Annotated in this window: 16 protein-coding genes; 12 read left to right on the forward strand and 4 right to left on the reverse strand. The window is 31.9% G+C overall.

Going from position 1 to position 17265, the window contains the following annotated elements; all coding sequences use genetic code 11:
- The first annotated feature begins 114 nt into the window (after positions 1-114).
- On the forward strand, positions 115-306 hold the full coding sequence (locus tag LQ609_RS04015; protein WP_208143737.1) for a hypothetical protein: 192 nt from the start codon (positions 115-117) through the stop codon (positions 304-306).
- Positions 307-427: 121 nt separating this feature from the next.
- Here LQ609_RS04015 and LQ609_RS04020 read toward each other — a convergent pair whose 3' ends face one another.
- Positions 428-934, reverse strand: a complete 507-nt coding sequence (locus tag LQ609_RS04020; RefSeq protein WP_107510073.1) for a universal stress protein — start codon at positions 932-934, stop codon at positions 428-430.
- Positions 935-1167: 233 nt separating this feature from the next.
- On the opposite strand from LQ609_RS04020, the gene ald reads away from it, so the two are divergent.
- Together ald and LQ609_RS04030 are read left to right on the forward strand one after the other, a co-directional pair.
- On the forward strand, positions 1168-2280 hold the full coding sequence (gene ald, locus LQ609_RS04025; RefSeq protein WP_208143738.1) for an alanine dehydrogenase: 1113 nt from the start codon (positions 1168-1170) through the stop codon (positions 2278-2280).
- 145 nt (positions 2281-2425) lie between these two features.
- Positions 2426-3307 carry a nuclease-related domain-containing protein gene (locus tag LQ609_RS04030; RefSeq protein WP_208143739.1) on the forward strand — a complete coding sequence of 294 codons (882 nt, stop codon included), beginning with the start codon at positions 2426-2428 and terminating at the stop codon, positions 3305-3307.
- A 590-nt stretch (positions 3308-3897) separates the two neighbouring features.
- Here LQ609_RS04030 and LQ609_RS04035 read toward each other — a convergent pair.
- Complete coding sequence (locus LQ609_RS04035) at positions 3898-4527, reverse strand: copper homeostasis protein CutC (protein ID WP_078356399.1); 630 nt, start codon at positions 4525-4527, stop codon at positions 3898-3900.
- Entirely contained in the window at positions 4524-5579 is a 1056-nt protein-coding gene (locus LQ609_RS04040) for a M24 family metallopeptidase (protein WP_088368987.1), read from the reverse strand. The genes LQ609_RS04035 and LQ609_RS04040 overlap by 4 nt, the downstream gene beginning before the upstream one ends.
- Positions 5580-5690: 111 nt before the next feature.
- Here LQ609_RS04040 and LQ609_RS04045 point away from each other — a divergent pair, with 111 nt between their 5' ends.
- Together LQ609_RS04045 and LQ609_RS04050 are read left to right on the forward strand one after the other, a co-directional pair.
- Positions 5691-6380, forward strand: coding sequence for a metal-dependent hydrolase (locus LQ609_RS04045; RefSeq protein ID WP_078356401.1), 690 nt, complete (start codon positions 5691-5693; stop codon positions 6378-6380).
- Positions 6381-6500: 120 nt separating this feature from the next.
- Positions 6501-7796 carry a DRTGG domain-containing protein gene (locus LQ609_RS04050; protein ID WP_115337343.1) on the forward strand — a complete coding sequence of 432 codons (1296 nt, stop codon included), beginning with the start codon at positions 6501-6503 and terminating at the stop codon, positions 7794-7796.
- Positions 7797-7829: 33 nt separating this feature from the next.
- On the opposite strand, the gene LQ609_RS04055 is transcribed toward LQ609_RS04050, so the two are convergent.
- The gene (locus tag LQ609_RS04055) at positions 7830-8180 is read right to left on the reverse strand and encodes a YtpI family protein (RefSeq protein ID WP_078356403.1); all 351 of its coding nucleotides are present in this window, start codon (positions 8178-8180) and stop codon (positions 7830-7832) included.
- Positions 8181-8254: 74 nt separating this feature from the next.
- Between LQ609_RS04055 and LQ609_RS04060 the strand changes: the two genes are divergently transcribed.
- From LQ609_RS04060 to pfkA, 7 genes are all read left to right on the forward strand, one after another.
- A complete protein-coding gene (locus LQ609_RS04060) occupies positions 8255-9181 on the forward strand; it encodes a DHH family phosphoesterase (protein WP_078356404.1) in 927 nt (308 codons plus the stop codon).
- Positions 9182-9193: 12 nt separating this feature from the next.
- Complete coding sequence (locus LQ609_RS04065; protein WP_239734354.1) at positions 9194-12385, forward strand: DNA polymerase III subunit alpha; 3192 nt, start codon at positions 9194-9196, stop codon at positions 12383-12385.
- A gap of 134 nt (positions 12386-12519) precedes the next feature.
- Positions 12520-13749, forward strand: coding sequence for an NADP-dependent malic enzyme (gene ystJ / locus LQ609_RS04070; RefSeq protein ID WP_078356406.1), 1230 nt, complete (start codon positions 12520-12522; stop codon positions 13747-13749).
- 20 nt (positions 13750-13769) lie between these two features.
- Complete coding sequence (locus LQ609_RS04075; RefSeq protein WP_078356407.1) at positions 13770-14225, forward strand: FadR/GntR family transcriptional regulator; 456 nt, start codon at positions 13770-13772, stop codon at positions 14223-14225.
- An 18-nt stretch (positions 14226-14243) separates the two neighbouring features.
- Positions 14244-15113 (forward strand): acetyl-CoA carboxylase, carboxyltransferase subunit beta, encoded by an 870-nt coding sequence (gene accD / locus LQ609_RS04080; RefSeq protein WP_078356408.1) that lies wholly within the window; start codon positions 14244-14246, stop codon positions 15111-15113.
- Complete coding sequence (locus LQ609_RS04085) at positions 15106-16050, forward strand: acetyl-CoA carboxylase carboxyltransferase subunit alpha (RefSeq protein WP_078356409.1); 945 nt, start codon at positions 15106-15108, stop codon at positions 16048-16050. The genes accD and LQ609_RS04085 overlap by 8 nt, the downstream gene beginning before the upstream one ends.
- Positions 16051-16289: 239 nt before the next feature.
- The gene (pfkA, locus tag LQ609_RS04090) at positions 16290-17255 is read left to right on the forward strand and encodes a 6-phosphofructokinase (protein ID WP_078356410.1); all 966 of its coding nucleotides are present in this window, start codon (positions 16290-16292) and stop codon (positions 17253-17255) included.
- Positions 17256-17265: the final 10 nt, after the last annotated feature.

Below are 17265 nucleotides of genomic sequence, written 5' to 3' on the forward strand. Positions count from 1 at the left end.
CTCAGCCTGTAGTCTTCGAATCATGCTTTTCGCGCAGGAGTCAGCGCAAAAAAACACCAAATATTAGCACATTATTTTATAATATAGATGAAATTTTATTTAGGAGTTGATTCTATGTTAAATAAATGTACGGAAAACAAAACCTATATTAGAGAAATCCGTAGACATGTTTGGCAAGATGATTTAGACATAATCGAAGATTTAAGGTTTATAGATACAATTAAAAAAGCATATAAATTAAGAAGTCAAACAGTAGAAAGACAATTTGGCGATGCAAAAGAACAACCTAGTTTAAACGCAGTTTAAGCTTAAATTTAATAAAACATACTTATTAAAACAAAAAACAAACTGAACTTATTAATTTAAGTTCAGTTTGTCTACAATCTGAGCGTTCGGTTATACTGAACGCTTTTTTATATTATAAGAATTATTTACTTTCATGGTGTTCATCAAATAATTCTTGTGTAGCTACAATAGGTTCGAAGTCATCTGGCATTGTTTCTGTTCTAACAACTAGAACGTCACAAGGTGAATTTCGCACGATTGATTCAGAAACTGAACCTACGATAAATCGTTCAACAGCATTTAAGCCTGAAGTACCACACATAATAAGGTCTACATCATAATCTATTGCTAGTTTTTTAGGAATAACTGTTTTTGGTGAACCAAATTCAAGTTTAGTTGCTACATTAGAAACGCCATTTTTTTCAGCGAATTCTTTATATCCAGATAGTAAACTTTCAGCAAAGCTAGTAGCTTTATTTACTATTTGAGTATCGTAAGCCTCGACACTTGCATAAGATCGAGAATCTACAACATTGACGATTGTTAATTTTGCATCATTACGTTTAGCGACTGCCACAGCTTTGTTGTATGCCCATTCTGACTCAGTTGAACCATCTACAGCTATTAAAATATTTTTGTAACTTAACATAAAAACCGCCTCCTAGTTCTTTTGTTTAATTATATCATAATTTTCTGAAAAAATAACATTATAAACTTTTAAATAAAAGGAAATATTGAACAGTTTTATGAGAAATATGTTAAAGTATAAATGCAGTAATAATTATTTGAAAATTTAGAAAATAAAGATAATATAAAAACTGAATAATAATGATTGCGCTTTCAAATTAGTGGCGTTAAGATTGAATCAAGGAGGAATGTAAAATGATTATAGGGGTACCAAGAGAAATTAAAAATAATGAAAATAGGGTGGCATTAACACCTAGTGGCGTAGCTAGTTTAATCGCACAAAATCATGTAGTTAAAGTTGAGACAGAAGCTGGAATTGGTTCACAATTCACTGACGAAGATTATAAACAATCTGGCGCAGAAATTGTTAGTCAAGAACAAGCTTGGAATGTAGATATGGTTATGAAAGTTAAAGAACCACTCAAAGAAGAATATCAATTTTTCAAAAAAGATTTAATTTTATTTACATACTTACATTTAGCAGCAGAAGAGTCTTTAACTAACGCATTATTAGAAAAAGAAGTTACATCAATAGCTTACGAAACTGTACAGTTAAGCAATCGTTCATTACCATTATTAGCTCCAATGAGTGAAGTTGCAGGTAGAATGTCGACACAAATCGGCGCGCAATTTCTTCAAAAAACTAATGGTGGAATTGGTATACTATTATCTGGTGTTCCAGGTGTTAAACGCGGTAAAGTTACAATAATTGGTGGAGGACAAGCTGGTACAAATGCTGCTAAAATGGCAGTTGGACTTGGCGCAGACGTAACAATTATTGACTTAAATCCAACACGTTTACAACAATTAGACGATTTATTTGGTGCAAGTGTTCAAACAATGATGTCATCACCTTTAAATATTGAAGAAGCAGTAGTTGAAAGTGATTTAGTTATTGGTTCAGTACTTATTCCAGGAGCAAAAGCCCCGAAACTTGTAACTGAAGATATGGTTAAAAAAATGAAACCAGGTTCAGTTTTAGTAGATATCGCAATTGACCAAGGTGGATCATTCGAAACTTCAGACAGAATTACAACACATGATGATCCAACATACGTAAAACATGACGTAGTACATTATGCAGTTGCTAACATGCCAGGAGCAGTTCCAAGAACATCTACAATTGCATTAAATAATGCAACTACACCATATGCAATTCAATTAGCAAACAAAGGCTATGTAAAAGCATGTCAAGATAATGAAGCACTAGCAAAAGGTTTAAACACAATTCATGGTAAATTAACTTATGAAGAAGTAGCTAAAGCTTTTGATAAAGAATTCACACCATATCAAGAAATATTAAAATAAGCAGAAATTGAAAAAATCCTGTCTCTCTAAAGCCTGAGACAGGTTTTTTTTGTTTTTTTGCAGCTTGAGAAAATAAATATCAGCAACTATAATTTGTATGTAATTTTATTGATTTACTTATAACAACGACGAGAAAGGTGAGCAAATGAATAGTAAAGACTATAAAATTTATTTAAGAGCTTTAGAAGGAAGAACAAATTTTTCAATAGAGCAAAGAAAAGATATGTATGTTGACCAATTAGGAGATGAAGGAGAAAAGTACTTTAAGTCAGTTTTAGATACAATAGAAAATATCAAATATATAAGTAACTTTGAAATAAGTGTGTCAAATCATGTACAAATTGATTTTTTGGTTGCAGCATCAGAGAAAATTTTTATTTTCGAAATTAAGCATTATAGTAATGAATGGTTCTTTGAAGATGATTATATTAAAAGTTCAAATGGACAGAAATATCATTCACCAATGCTACAAGTAGCTAAGATAAAAAAAGAAGTACAAAATATTTTAAATAAAACGGGTATTAGCAGAGAAATACAAACATTTATTATATTTACAAACCCTCACTTTAATCTAGTCGGAGAAAGACCACCAAATATTATACTTCTTCATGAAATTCCCCAACTTTTTAAAATCATTGATACCCATCACGAATTAGATAATGAAGTGATTTTAACTATATTGAAACAATTTGAATCAATCCATTCGACATATTATCATAAGAATATTGCTTTAGTAAAAGATAAAGTAGCATCAGGATTAAGATGTCCAAAATGTAGAAAAATGTACACGATATCTTTTAGTAAGTTTCAAAGAAAATATTTTTGCTATTATTGTAAGGAACATTTAAATAGTGAAAATATTATTTATTCTAACTTACAAGAACTTTTTATAATCAAAAGAAAGCCATTTAAATTAAAAGAGGCAATAGAGTGGTGTCAACCAGTACAAGCTCATACAGTTAGAAGAGTGTGTCAAAAACATTTTAAAAGTCAAAATGTGCGAAATAAAAGATTTTATATAGAATAATATGAAAAAATCTAAGTTTAGTTTTTTAGTGAATATTATGAATATCAGTGTTTATGTTCACACAAGTCGAGAGAGGTGTTACTAAGGATGCTCTTGCTGACACAAGTCTAAAGAAGTGTAACTAAGGATGCTCTTGCTGACACAAGTCTAAAGAAGTGTAACTAAGGATGCTCTTGGTGACACAAGTAGAGAGAAGTGTAACTAAGGATGCCCATGGTGACACAAGTCGAGAGAAGTGTAACTAAAGATGCCCATGGTGACACAAGTCGAGAGAAGTGTAACTAAGGATGCCCATGGTGACACAAATCTGTATAAGTGTAACTAAGGATAGCCATGGTGACACAAGTCAGTAGAAGTGTAACTAAGGATGCCCATGGTGACACAAGTCAGTAGAATTGTAACTAAGGATAGCTATGGTGACACAAGTGGAAAGAAGTGTAACTAAGGATGCCCATGGTGACACAAGTGGAAAGAAGTGTAACTAAGGATGCCCATGGTGACACAAGTCGAGAGAAGTGTAATCATCTCATGCCATAACACACTAAAATCCGCATCTCATACCTTAATGAGATGCGGATTTATATTAATACTTATACTATTTTCGTACCGTGGACTTCATCAAATGGGATATCTTCTGTTAATGCTGATAAATTATCTTTATTTAGTCCGCCACCTGGCATGATTGTTATGTTTCCTTTTGAATGGATTAACAATTTGCCGAGATGGTTTACGTTATCGAATATTGAAGTGTCACTTGGTCCGCCATGTGTTAATAAACGAGTAAATTGTTGGTTGATTAACCAATCTAATGATTTAAGTTGGTTGTACGGATTGATGGAATCAAATGCCATATGACAAACGGCTGGTATTACACCACATGCTTCTTTTAAAGACTGCATTTTCCATTCATCTAAGTGTTCGTTTTCGTCTAAGCAACCAAATACAAAGGCATCAACATTTAATTCTTTTAATTGTATGATGTCTTGTCTCATTATTTCGTATTCAAAGTAATCATAATTAAAATCTCCGCCACGTGGTCTAATCATAACTGCAACTTCGACATTGTTTTGATGACAAAGTTCTACTGCTATTTTTACCATTCCATAGCTTGGCGTTGTGCCACCTACTGAAAGGTTATCACAAAGTTCTATTCTGTTAGCACCGTTTTTAATAGCGTTATTTATTTGAGTAATTGTTTCTACGCAAGCTTCTTTGATCATTTTTTATATCCAGTCAAAATTTTATGTCCGTCTTTAGTTACGACAATATCATCTTCAATTCTAACGCCGGCAACTGTAGGAACGTAAATACCTGGTTCTACTGTTAATACCATACCTTCTTGGAATTCATCCTTATTTGTACTAGAGATGTCAGGGAATTCGTGAACACTTAATCCGAGTCCATGTCCTAGTCTATGAGGGAAGTATTCACCATAACCTGCATTACTAATAATATCTCTTGCTACTTTATCGCAGTCTGAAATTTTAGCACCAGGTTTTATCATGTCTATAGCTTGTTTGTTTGCATTAAGTACAACATTATAAATTTCTTTAGCTTTTTCTGATGGTGTACCGAATGGAACTGTTCTAGTTATGTCTGAACAGTAACCTTTATAAATTACACCTAAATCAAATAACACATATTCATTGTCTTTTAACTTTCTATCTCCAGGTGTACCATGCGGAGCAGCAGCATGGTCGCCAAACAATACCATAGTATCGAAGCTCATTTTTGAAATGCCATGTTGTTTCATCGTTGTTTCGATATGATTTAATACTTCTATTTCAGAAATACCTTCTTCTAACTTTTCAACACCAGCTTGAATAGCTAAATCTGCATATTTAGCCGCTTCTTGTAACATTTCAATTTCATTATCTGTTTTAACATTTCTAATATCTTTTAATACTTGATCAATATCGACAATTGTTTCTACGTTAAAAGCTTTTTCAATTTCACGAAGTCTTTTAACAGATAAATGTTCAGATTCTATTGCAAATGTTTTATAAGATTGTTGCTCGATTATATCAAAAGGTGATTCAGTATCTAAATAACCAACGATATTGCCTTTGAAACCAGCGTTCTTAGCTTCTTCTACTTCCATTTTTGGACAAAATAAAGTTTCGTCACCATCTTTAGTAATTAATAAACTAAATAATCGTTCATGAGGCTCAGATAAATAACCCGTTAAATAAAAAATGTTTAATGGAGTTGTTATCCATGCCGCATCTACACCTTTTTCTTTTAAAAATGTTGTAATTTCATTATGTTTCATTATTATGCCTCCCGCTTCTCTTTCTTACATTATTATTTTAGACTTCTTGATTCATAAATTCAAATTTAGGGTATATAACATATGGAAAAGACAATTTGAGGAGGGAAAGTCATGAAAGTATCATTTCATGGACAATCAGTAATCTATTTTGAGAGTAAAGGACAAAAAGTGATTGTGGATCCATTTATTACTGGAAATCCAATGTCAGATTTAACAGCAGATGAAGTAGAGGTCGATTATATTATTTTAACTCATGGTCATGGAGATCATTTAGGTGATACTGCTAGCATTGCAAAAAGAACTGGTGCAACAGTAATTGCTTTCCCAGAAGCGATTGATTATTTATCAAATAAATATAATCTTGAAAACTTACATCCAATGAATATTGGAGGCAATGTTGAATTCAAATTTGGTAAAGTTAAATACGTTCAAGCATTTCATAGTAATAGTATTACAGAAGAAAATGGTGAAATTGTGTATTTAGGTATGCCAGCAGGGATTGTATTAGAAACTGAAGCTGGAACGATTTACCATACAGGAGATACAGGATTATTTAGCGATATGAAATTAATTGCAGATAGACATCCAGTTGATTTATGTTTCATTCCTATTGGCGATAATTTCACGATGGGAATTGATGATGCAAGTTATGCAATTAATGAATTTATTAAACCTAAAAAAGTAGTACCAATACATTACGATACATTTGATTATATTAAGCAAGATCCTAAAGAGTTTGAAAAGGCTGTTACGTCATCTGAAGTAAGTATTCTAAAAGCAGGAGAATACGTCGAATTATAAAATAGAGATTAGAAGTGGTTGCATATAAACGCAACCACTTTTCTTTTGTAAACATATCATTTAACCACTCAAAAATGTATAATAGAAAGTAATTCATTAAATTTGATAGAGGGTATAAACATGACGAAACATGAACAAATTATAAAGTACATTGAGTCGTTATCTGTTGGACATAAAATCTCTGTCAGGCAGATAGCCAAAGATTTAAATGTCTCAGAAGGTACTGCTTATCGAGCAATAAAAGAAGCGGACAACAAAGGGCTCGTAGCTTCAATTGATAGAGTTGGTACTGTTAGAATTGAGCGTAAGTCTAGAGAACAAATTGAGAATTTAACTTTTAACGAAATTGTTAAAATAGTAGATGGTCAAGTATTAGGCGGAAAGCAAGGGTTGTATAAAACATTATCCAAATTTGCTATTGGCGCAATGGAGTTAAATGATGTAGTAAAATATTTAACTAAAAATACATTGCTTATAGTGGGTAACCGCGCTGATGTTCAATTGGAAGCTTTAAAGAGAGGTTCGGCAGTACTAATTACTGGTGGGTTTGAAGCAAATGAAGAAATTATTGAATATGCTAATGAATTTGAACTACCAATTATTTCTTCAAATTACGACACTTTTTTAGTAGCAAATGTTATTAATAGAGCCATCTATGATCAAATGATTAAGAAAGAAATTCTAATGGTCGAAGATATTATGATACCTATAGAATCAACTTCTCATCTTGATGACACGCAAAAAGTAAGAGATTGGAATGAATTATCCCAACTTACTTCTCACACACGTTTTCCTGTAATTGACAGTGAATCGAAAGTTGTGGGTATCTTGACAAGTAAAGACATTGTGAATGAAGAACTAGATAGAAGTATTAAACCATTAATGACTAAATCACCTATAGTTGCACATTTGAATACAACGATTGCAACCTGTGCGCATCTCATGATTTGGGAAGGTATAGAATTGTTACCAGTTGTTTCTAGTTCTAAAGAATTGATTGGTATTATATCAAGAGAAGATGTATTAAAGACTATGCAGTTAATGAGTAAACAACCACAAATTGGAGAAACAATTCATGACCAAATTGCGAAACAAATAACGATGGTTAATGGAAATGTTGTTGTAAATATATCGCCACAACTTACAAATCAATTTGGTATGATGACGAAATCTGTATATATTGCTGTCATTGAAGAAGCATTACGTTATGAAATACGAAAAATGAAAAAATCTGAAATTATGATTGAACATATAGATATTTATTATTTAAAGACTGTTCAAATAGATGATGAAGTCGAAGTGAAAATCTCTACTTTAGATATCGGAAGATTATTTGCTAAATTTGAAGTGACTATGGTTAGTGGAAGTGCAACAGTTGCCAAAGCTTTACTTATGTGTCAAATTTTCGAAAAATAAAAAAGCGTTATAAATACAACGCTTTTAAAGAAATTAGTTATGCTTTTTTTGTTCGAACTCTTCCCAAGCTTTATTTTCAATGGGTAAGTTGCCTTTAAAGTATTTGCTTGCTTTATAACCATAAGTAAGATTCAAAATACCAAAGAATAATAATACGATTACAATGATATACGTTACTAAAGTTGGAAATAAAAATACTTGATCAACTGCAAATGCTATCATAAATATACCGAAATAAAATCTAGAGCGAGCTTTATGATAGGCTTTTCTAACATCGCGTTTTGTTCTAAATGAACGCGCAAGATTTAAAATTGCAAATATTAAAGCTAGAATCATAATTGTTACTGCTAAAGCAACAAATGTGGACATAATTTCAGGTGACATGATTTATTCCTCCTACCAAATCGAATTATATCAATTAATAAAATATAAGTAAATATAAAGAAAGAAGGATAACAATGGAAGAAATATTAAATAAAATTAAGCAATATGAAACAATTATAATACATAGACATGTGAGACCGGATCCTGATGCATACGGTTCACAGTTAGGATTGAAATATATATTACAAGATACTTTTCCAGAAAAGAATATATATGCAGTAGGGCAATCAGAACCTACTTTAGAATTTATAGGTGATTTAGATGAAATATCTGATGATACTTATAATGGTGCACTAGTGATTGTATGTGATACAGCTAATTCACCTAGAATTGATGATGAACGATTTAACAAAGGTTCAGAACTAATTAAAATAGATCATCATCCACCAGTTGATTCATATGGTGATATTAATTTCGTTAATACAAATGCATCATCGACTAGTGAGATAATCTTTGATTTAAATCATTCATGGAATTTGAATGACTCAAATGTAAGTGAGCGAGCAAGCCGAGTTTTATATTTAGGTATTGTTGGAGATACTGGAAGATTCTTGTTTGATAACACAACACCACATACTATGGAAGTTGCAGCACAATTGATGACGCAAGAGTTTGAACGTAATAGACTACTCAATCAATTAAGTGAACGTGAACCTGAGTTATTACACTTTCAAGGTTATATATTACAAAACTTCAATTATGATGGTGAAGGCTTTTGTTCTATAAAAATTACGAAAGACATTCTTGAAAAATTTAATTTAAAACCTAACGAAGCTTCATTATTTGTAAATACAGTTGCAGATATTAAAGGACTTAAAGCATGGGTATTTGCTGTCGATGAAGGTAAAGAAATTAGATGTAGAATACGTTCAAAAGGAATTACAATCAATCACATAGCTGCTAAGTATAATGGTGGTGGACATCCAAATGCTTCAGGTGCCTCCGTATATAGTTGGGAAGAGTTTGATGCATTAACTGCAGATATTAAATCTGAAATTTAGGAGGTGTAGCGCATGGTAAGTCATTTAAATATTCATTCATCATATGATTTATTAAATTCAAGCATCAGAATTTCAGATGTCGTTGAAAAAGGTAAAGATGAAAATTATCAAGCGCTAGCTTTAACGGATTTAAATGTTATGCACGGTGCATTACAATTTTATGATGAATGTTTAAAGGTAAATATAAAGCCGATTATTGGATTAACAGTATATTTAGATGATCAACTTAATCAAGTTGAATGCGTTTTATTAGCAAAAAACAATATTGGTTATCATAATTTAATTAAACTATCATCAGCAATTTCTCTTAAAGAGCGGTTTTCAACGCCTGTTGAGTGGTTGAATACTTATTCTGATGGGTTAATCATTATAGCAAAACAACTTAGCCCAGATAATGCCTATTTATTCCAAGCAATTCAAATTAATGATGATGATAAATATTTATCTCATAATTCTAGTGCGGAATTAACACATAAAAAAGTGTATATACAATCTGCATTATATTTGAATCAAGATGACGGAGATAGTTTGATTGGTTTAAAAGCGATTAAAAATAATGAAAAATTAACGATTAGTGATTTTAACAAGAATATAAACAGACATTTCTTATCTGAAAAAGAATTACCGAATATAGATGTTTCAAATGAATATATTGAAAATACTGATGAGATAGCGCAAAAATGTAACGTTGAAATTACATATCATCAAGATTTATTACCTAAATTTGACACACCAGAGCATAAAACAAGTAATGAATACCTTTGGGAATTGTTAATGATTAATAAAGAAAGATACCCACAATTCAATGAAGAATATGAAAAAAGATTAAAATACGAATATGACATTATTGTCTCAATGGGCTATGCTGATTACTTTTTAATTGTTAGTGATTTGATTCAATATGCTAAAGAACAAAATGTACTAGTCGGACCAGGACGTGGATCATCAGGAGGTTCATTAGTTAGTTATATTTTAAATATAACGACGATTGATCCGATAGAGTTTGATCTGTTATTTGAACGTTTTTTAAATCCAGAGCGTGTAACAATGCCAGATATTGATATTGATTTTCAAGATACTAAAAGAGATAAAGTAATTCAATATGTACAAAATAAATATGGAGACAATAAAGTAGCAGGTATTGTTACATATGGTCATTTACAAGCAAGAGCGGTGGCAAGAGATGTAGGAAGAATTTTACAGTTTGATGATGCGACTTTAAATTATATATCTAAACTGATACCACATAAATTAGGTATTACACTGAACGAAGCTTATGAGAGTGAAGAATTTAAGCAATTTGTTAATCAAAATCATTTACATGAAAAATGGTTTGAACTCAGTAAACAACTTGAGGGATTACCGCGTCATACGTCTACTCATGCAGCGGGTATTATTATAAATGACCAATCATTACATCAATTTGTTCCTACTATGATGGGTGACACGGGTGTTTTAACACAGTGGACAATGACAGAAACTGAAAAAATAGGCTTGCTGAAAATTGACTTTCTTGGATTAAGAAACTTATCTATTATTCAACAAGTCGTTAATCAAGTTAAATATCAAGAAAATAAAAATATAGATATTGAAGAAATACCTTTCGACGATGCTAAAGTTTTTCAGCTTTTATCAAGAGGGGAAACTACAGGAATATTCCAACTTGAATCACAAGGCGTTCGAAGTGTATTAAAAAGATTAAAGCCTGATCATTTCTTAGATATTGTTGCCGTAACTTCTCTTTATAGACCTGGCCCAATGGAAGAAATTCCCACTTATATAAAACGGCGTAGACAGAATGAACAAATTGAATACTTACATCCAGATTTAGAAGGTATATTGAAATCAACATATGGTGTTATTATTTATCAAGAACAAATTATGCAAATTGCAAGCAAATTTGCTGGATTTTCTTATGGTGAAGCGGATATTCTAAGACGTGCGATGAGTAAGAAAAATAGAGCAGTACTAGAAAATGAAAGAAAGCATTTTGTTAACGGAAGCTTAGAACGTGGGTACGAGGAATCAACAGCAATAAAAATATTTGATTTAATTCTTAAATTTGCTGATTACGGTTATCCGAAAGCTCATGCTGTAGCTTACAGTAAAATTGCATATATCATGACATATTTAAAAGTTCATTATCCTACTTATTTTTATGCCTCTATACTATCCAATGTAGTAGGTAATGAAGTGAAAACTGAACAAATGGTAACTGAATTGAAAAGAATAGGTGTTAAAATTTATCCACCATCCATTAACGATAGTGAGTGGTTTTATAAAGCAACTTCAGACGGAATTTACACGTCACTTGGGGCAATAAAAAGTGTTGGTTATCAAAGTGTCAAAAGTATTGTCGATGAAAGAAAGACAAATGGTAAATATAAAGACATGTATGATATTGTTCATAGACTTCCTAATAAAGTGAAAAATAAAAAAATGATACAATCACTTATTTATTCAGGTGCATTAGATACTTTCGGTCAAACAAGAGCTACCATGTTACAGTCAATTGACGATGTTTATGAAAGTAGTGAGTCAGTTGGAGATGCCAATAATTTACTTGCAGAACTAGGCTTAAATGTAAAAAAAGAATTCAAAGAAGTTGAAGAAATGCCTAGTCTTATGAAAAGTGAATATGAAAAAGAATATTTAGGATTTTATGCGACTGAACATCCTATTCTATCATTATTCAAACAACTCCAATATTTATCTATTTATCCAATTAGAATACAAAATGAAAAAGTACCTATGTTAGTCATGATTGCTTCATTAAGAAAAATTAGGACTAAAAAAGGGCAAAATATGGCTTTTGTAAATATAATTGATGGTATAAATGAAGTGGAAGGTGTTATTTTTCCAGATGCATATAAACTAATTGAAACAACTGAAATTATAAACGTACCAATTATTATTCAAGGTAAGTTTGAGAAAAGAAATGGAAAGATGCAAATCATTATTAATAGTATAGAAACGTTAGAAGACTTTAAAAAAGAAAAGTTAGCAACTACTAAAGAAGTTGTGGTTAGAAATGTGACAAGTCTGGATGAATGGGTAACAAAATCAGAGGAAAGTAAAATTAAAGTAACATACTTTAACGATGATGATTTTACCTCAAAATCACTTGGATATTTAAATTTGAATAAAGGTGATTTTGAAGAATTTATAAATATAGTAGGTTATGAAAATGTACGACTTTTATAGTCTTTATTAATTAAATAAATTATGATATAGTATTCTTCATGGTGGTCTGACCACTGTGAAGAATTTCTTAATTTAAATAATAAAATTTCATGTATAATAAAGGGATAGATACATAAAATGAAGGGATGATCATTTTGTCACTAAGAGACGATGCTCTATATATGCACAAAGAAAAACAAGGTAAATTAGGTGTCTACGCAAAGGTTAAAGTTACTAATAAAGAGGAATTAAGCCTTGCTTATTCACCGGGAGTTGCTGAGCCATGTAAAGATATACATGAAGATGTACGTAAAGTATATGACTATACAATGAAATCAAATGCTGTAGCAGTTATTACTGATGGTACTGCTGTATTAGGTCTTGGAGATATTGGTCCTGAAGCAAGTATTCCAGTTATGGAAGGTAAAGCAGTATTATTTAAAAGCTTTGCAGGCGTAGATGGCGTACCAATAGCATTAAACACGACAGATGTTGATGAAATTGTAAACACAGTTAAACTATTAGAACCTAACTATGGCGGCGTTAACTTAGAAGACATTTCAGCTCCTAGATGTTTTGAAATTGAAGAGAGACTTAAAAAAGAAACTAAAATACCTGTATTTCATGATGATCAACATGGTACTGCAATCGTCACAGTGGCTGGATTAATAAATGCACTCAAAATTACTGACAGAAAATTATCCGATATAAAAGTAGTCTTAAATGGCGCTGGTGCTGCTGGTATTGCAATTATAAAATTATTATATAGTTATGGCGTAAGAAACATGATTATGTGTGATTCTAGAGGTGCAATTTATGAAGATCGTCCTTATGGAATGAATCCTACAAAAGATTTTGTGGCTAAATGGACTAATAAAGACAAAATCGAAGGAAAACTAGAAGATGTTATTAAAGAAGCTGATGTTTTTGTTGGTGTTTCAGTAGAAGGCGCATTAACAAAAGAATTAGTTGAAACTATGGCAGAGGACCCAATTATTTTTGCTATGGCCAATCCGGTTCCTGAAATTATGCCTAATATTGCAAAAGAAGCTGGTGCAAAAGTTATAGGCACAGGACGTTCAGATTTTCCAAATCAAATTAATAATGTATTAGCATTCCCTGGTATTTTTAGAGGTGCTTTAGATATTAGAGCAACACATATAAACGAAGAAATGAAACAAGCGGCTGTAGAAGCCATTGCTAATTTAGTTTCAGAAGATGAATTAAATTCAGACTATGTAATACCTGGTCCATTTGATGCAAGAGTTGCACCTTATGTTGCAAGAGCTGTAGCTAAAGCCGGTATGGAATCAGGCGTAGCACGTATTGAAGTCGATTTAGATGAAATTGAGCGAAAAACATACGAATTAGCTGACTTGTCATAGTTTGGGAAGGAGGCACCACATTGGATAAAAATAAGCAAAAAGGTTTAATCAAGATTGTCGAACAAATTCAATCAATTATTGTTGAAAAAAATATTCAAGTGGGCGAAAAGCTACCTTCTGAAAGATTTTTAAGTGAGACACTTAATGTCGGGCGTTCAAGTATAAGAGAAGCTCTTAGAGCATTAGAGCTTCTCGGTGTAATACATACTAGGAGAGGTGAAGGTACATTTCTAAGTGATATGTACCAACACCAACTTTTTGATTTGATTGGTAGGTTTTTGATCCATAATGAATCTCAATTAGATGAAATAAATGAGCTTAAATGGATGATTGAAAATTTTTGTGAAGAACATAATAGCATCGAAACAAATTCAAAAGAAGAACTTGTTTCTTCTAATAATAATCAAATTATGTATATGATTTGGAAACTACTCTCTCAATATAGTGATAGATTTGAAAGAGATAATTGTAAATAAGATCAGGGGGATAGTGACATGTTTAAAGACTTGTTCAATCGAAACCAAAAAAAGAAAAAATATGTAACTGTTCAAAACAGTAAAGATAATGACGTGCCAGAAGGTATTATGACTAAATGTCCAAAATGTAAAAAAATTATGTATACGAAAGAACTCGTACAAAATTTAAATGTTTGTTTTAATTGTGATCATCATATTGCGCTTAGTGCTCACGACAGAATTAAAACTGTAAGTGATGAAGACGCGTTTAAAGAATTCGATGTCGGTATGACTGCTTCAAATCCTTTAGAATTTCCTGGATATGAAGATAAGCTTGAAAAAGATAGACAAAAAACAGGTCTTAATGATGCTGTTGTGACAGGTGTTACAACAATAGATGGTATCCCTTATGGTATTTGCGTTATGGATTCCAGATTTAGAATGGGTAGTATGGGTGCAGTAGTCGGAGAGAAAATTTGTAGAATAGTAGATTATTGTGCAGATCATGATTTACCATTTGTATTATTTACAGCAAGTGGTGGTGCACGGATGCAAGAAGGTATAATTTCACTTATGCAAATGGCTAAAACAAGCGTTTCAATCAAACGTCATAGTGATAAAGGTTTACTTTTTATTTCTTATATGACACATCCAACTACAGGAGGCGTTTCAGCTAGTTTCGCATCTGTAGGGGATTTAAATTTTGCAGAACCAAAAGCATTAATTGGATTCGCAGGTAGAAGAATCATTGAACAAACTATAAGTGAAAAACTACCTGATGATTTCCAAACGGCAGAATTTTTACTAGATCATGGACAACTTGATAAAGTTGTACATAGAAAAGATATGTACAAAACATTAAGTACTGTTCTTAAGATGCATCACAACGAGGTGAGAGATAATGCTTGAATTTGAAAAACCTTTAGAAGAGATTAAAGAGAAGATAGCATCTCTAAAAGCTTATCAAGAAAAGCATGGTGTTAATTTATTAGATGAAATTGAAATATTAGAAGCAACTTTGTCTAAAGAAACAGAACAAATATATAAAAACTTAAAGCCTTGGGATAGAGTACAAGTTGCTAGGTTGCAAGAAAGACCAACAACGCTAGATTATATTCCATATATATTTGATGACTTTATAGAATTACATGGCGATCGTACATTTAGAGATGATCCAGCATTAATAGGTGGATTAGCTTATTTTAATGGATTACCTGTAACAGTTATTGGTCATCAAAGAGGTAAAGATACGAAAGATAATATTTACCGAAACTTCGGTATGGCACATCCTGAAGGGTATCGTAAAGCTTTGAGATTAATGAAACAAGCAGAAAAATTCAACCGTCCTATTATAACCTTTATTGATACAAAAGGTGCGTATCCAGGAAAAGCTGCTGAAGAACGTGGCCAAAGTGAATCAATTGCTAAAAACTTAATCGAAATGGCTTCATTAACTGTACCCGTTATTTCTATCGTAATTGGTGAAGGTGGAAGCGGCGGGGCACTTGGTTTAGGTGTTACGAACCGTTTACTTATGCTTGAAAATAGTACGTATTCTGTAATCTCTCCTGAGGGTGCAGCTGCATTATTATGGAAAGATTCAAGTTTAGCACAAATGGCAGCTGAAACGATGAAAATTACTGCTCCTGATTTATTTGAATTAGGGGTTGTAGATGAAGTGGTTAAAGAACCATTTGGTGGAGCACATAAACATTTAGAAAACCAAGCAACACTTATAAAGACTTCAATTAACAAACATATGTCTGAGTTAAAAACATTATCTCCAGAAAGTTTAGTTGAAGATAGGTTTAAAAAGTATCGTAATATAGGAAGTTATATTGATTAATAACAAACATGGAAAAGAAAAGTCTTGTTTAAAAGACTTTTCTTTTTCTTTGTTATGAGTATATATGCATAATAGAAATAAATGTATAGCGTTTTCAAGATTCCGAATATTACAAAACTTAGAATCTTTGTTTAAGAAGACGTTTACATATCTAAATAACGTTAGTTTTAATGGAATCAAGCAATTATTTGTGTTATTTTTAAATTAACAAACATATAACAAGAGAGGTCTGTATATTTATGAAAAAAATTGCAGTATTAACGAGTGGTGGAGATTCACCAGGGATGAACGCAGCTATTCGTGCGGTTGTTCGTAAAGCTATTTATCATGATATTGAAGTTTATGGTGTTTACCAAGGATATTTAGGTTTAATCAATGATAATATTGAAAAACTTGAATTAGGCTCAGTAGGTGACATGATTCAAAGAGGTGGAACATTCCTTTATTCTGCAAGGTGTCCAGAATTTAAAGAAAAAGAAGTTCGTGCTAAAGCTATCGATAACCTTGAAAAAAGAGGTATAGAAGGCTTGGTTGTTATCGGAGGCGATGGTAGCTATAGAGGCGCACAAAGATTAAGTGAAGAAGCAAAGAACCTTAAAACAATTGGTGTACCAGGTACAATCGATAATGATATAAATGGTACTGACTTCACAATCGGCTTTGACACAGCTCTTAACACAATTATAGAGTCTGTTGATAAAATTAGGGATACGGCATCAAGTCATGAACGTACTTTTATTATCGAAGTTATGGGTAGAGATGCTGGGGATTTAGCATTATGGTCAGGATTAGCTGCTGGAGCTGAAACAATTTTAATTCCAGAAGTAAAAGCGGACATAGAAGAAATTGCTGAAAAAATCCAACAAGGCATGGATCGTGGTAAGAAACACTCAATTATTGTATGTGCTGAAGGTGTTATGACAGGTAATCAATGCGGCGAAGAATTAAAAAAATATATCAACATTGATACACGCGTTTCATGTTTAGGTCATATTCAAAGAGGTGGTACACCTACAGGTATGGATAGAGTATTAGCATCAAGATTAGGTGGATACGCTGTCGAATTACTTATGCAAGGTGAAAGTGCTAAAGCAGTTGGCATTCAACAAAATGAGTTAACATGTACTCACTTTGATGGAATATTCCAATCAGAACATAATATCGATAACAAAATGTATGAATTAGCGCATCAATTATCTATTTAAATCAAGTAAA

The organism is Mammaliicoccus sp. G-M28 (assembly GCF_022386595.1).
GTDB lineage: Bacteria > Bacillota > Bacilli > Staphylococcales > Staphylococcaceae > Mammaliicoccus > Mammaliicoccus fleurettii.

What these genes read in the sequence shown, in the direction of transcription:
- pfkA (WP_078356410.1), top strand. Translation starts at nt 16,290, where the DNA reads ATGAAAAAAATTGCAGTATTAACGAGTGGTGGAGATTCACCAGGGATG.
- LQ609_RS04040 (WP_088368987.1), bottom strand. Translation starts at nt 5,579, where the DNA reads ATGAAACATAATGAAATTACAACATTTTTAAAAGAAAAAGGTGTAGAT.
- LQ609_RS04065 (WP_239734354.1), top strand. Translation starts at nt 9,194, where the DNA reads ATGGTAAGTCATTTAAATATTCATTCATCATATGATTTATTAAATTCA.
- LQ609_RS04030 (WP_208143739.1), top strand. Translation starts at nt 2,426, where the DNA reads ATGAATAGTAAAGACTATAAAATTTATTTAAGAGCTTTAGAAGGAAGA.
- LQ609_RS04015 (WP_208143737.1), top strand. Translation starts at nt 115, where the DNA reads ATGTTAAATAAATGTACGGAAAACAAAACCTATATTAGAGAAATCCGT.
- LQ609_RS04055 (WP_078356403.1), bottom strand. Translation starts at nt 8,180, where the DNA reads ATGTCACCTGAAATTATGTCCACATTTGTTGCTTTAGCAGTAACAATT.
- ald (WP_208143738.1), top strand. Translation starts at nt 1,168, where the DNA reads ATGATTATAGGGGTACCAAGAGAAATTAAAAATAATGAAAATAGGGTG.
- LQ609_RS04060 (WP_078356404.1), top strand. Translation starts at nt 8,255, where the DNA reads ATGGAAGAAATATTAAATAAAATTAAGCAATATGAAACAATTATAATA.
- LQ609_RS04035 (WP_078356399.1), bottom strand. Translation starts at nt 4,527, where the DNA reads ATGATCAAAGAAGCTTGCGTAGAAACAATTACTCAAATAAATAACGCT.
- LQ609_RS04045 (WP_078356401.1), top strand. Translation starts at nt 5,691, where the DNA reads ATGAAAGTATCATTTCATGGACAATCAGTAATCTATTTTGAGAGTAAA.
- LQ609_RS04050 (WP_115337343.1), top strand. Translation starts at nt 6,501, where the DNA reads ATGACGAAACATGAACAAATTATAAAGTACATTGAGTCGTTATCTGTT.
- accD (WP_078356408.1), top strand. Translation starts at nt 14,244, where the DNA reads ATGTTTAAAGACTTGTTCAATCGAAACCAAAAAAAGAAAAAATATGTA.
- LQ609_RS04085 (WP_078356409.1), top strand. Translation starts at nt 15,106, where the DNA reads ATGCTTGAATTTGAAAAACCTTTAGAAGAGATTAAAGAGAAGATAGCA.
- LQ609_RS04020 (WP_107510073.1), bottom strand. Translation starts at nt 934, where the DNA reads ATGTTAAGTTACAAAAATATTTTAATAGCTGTAGATGGTTCAACTGAG.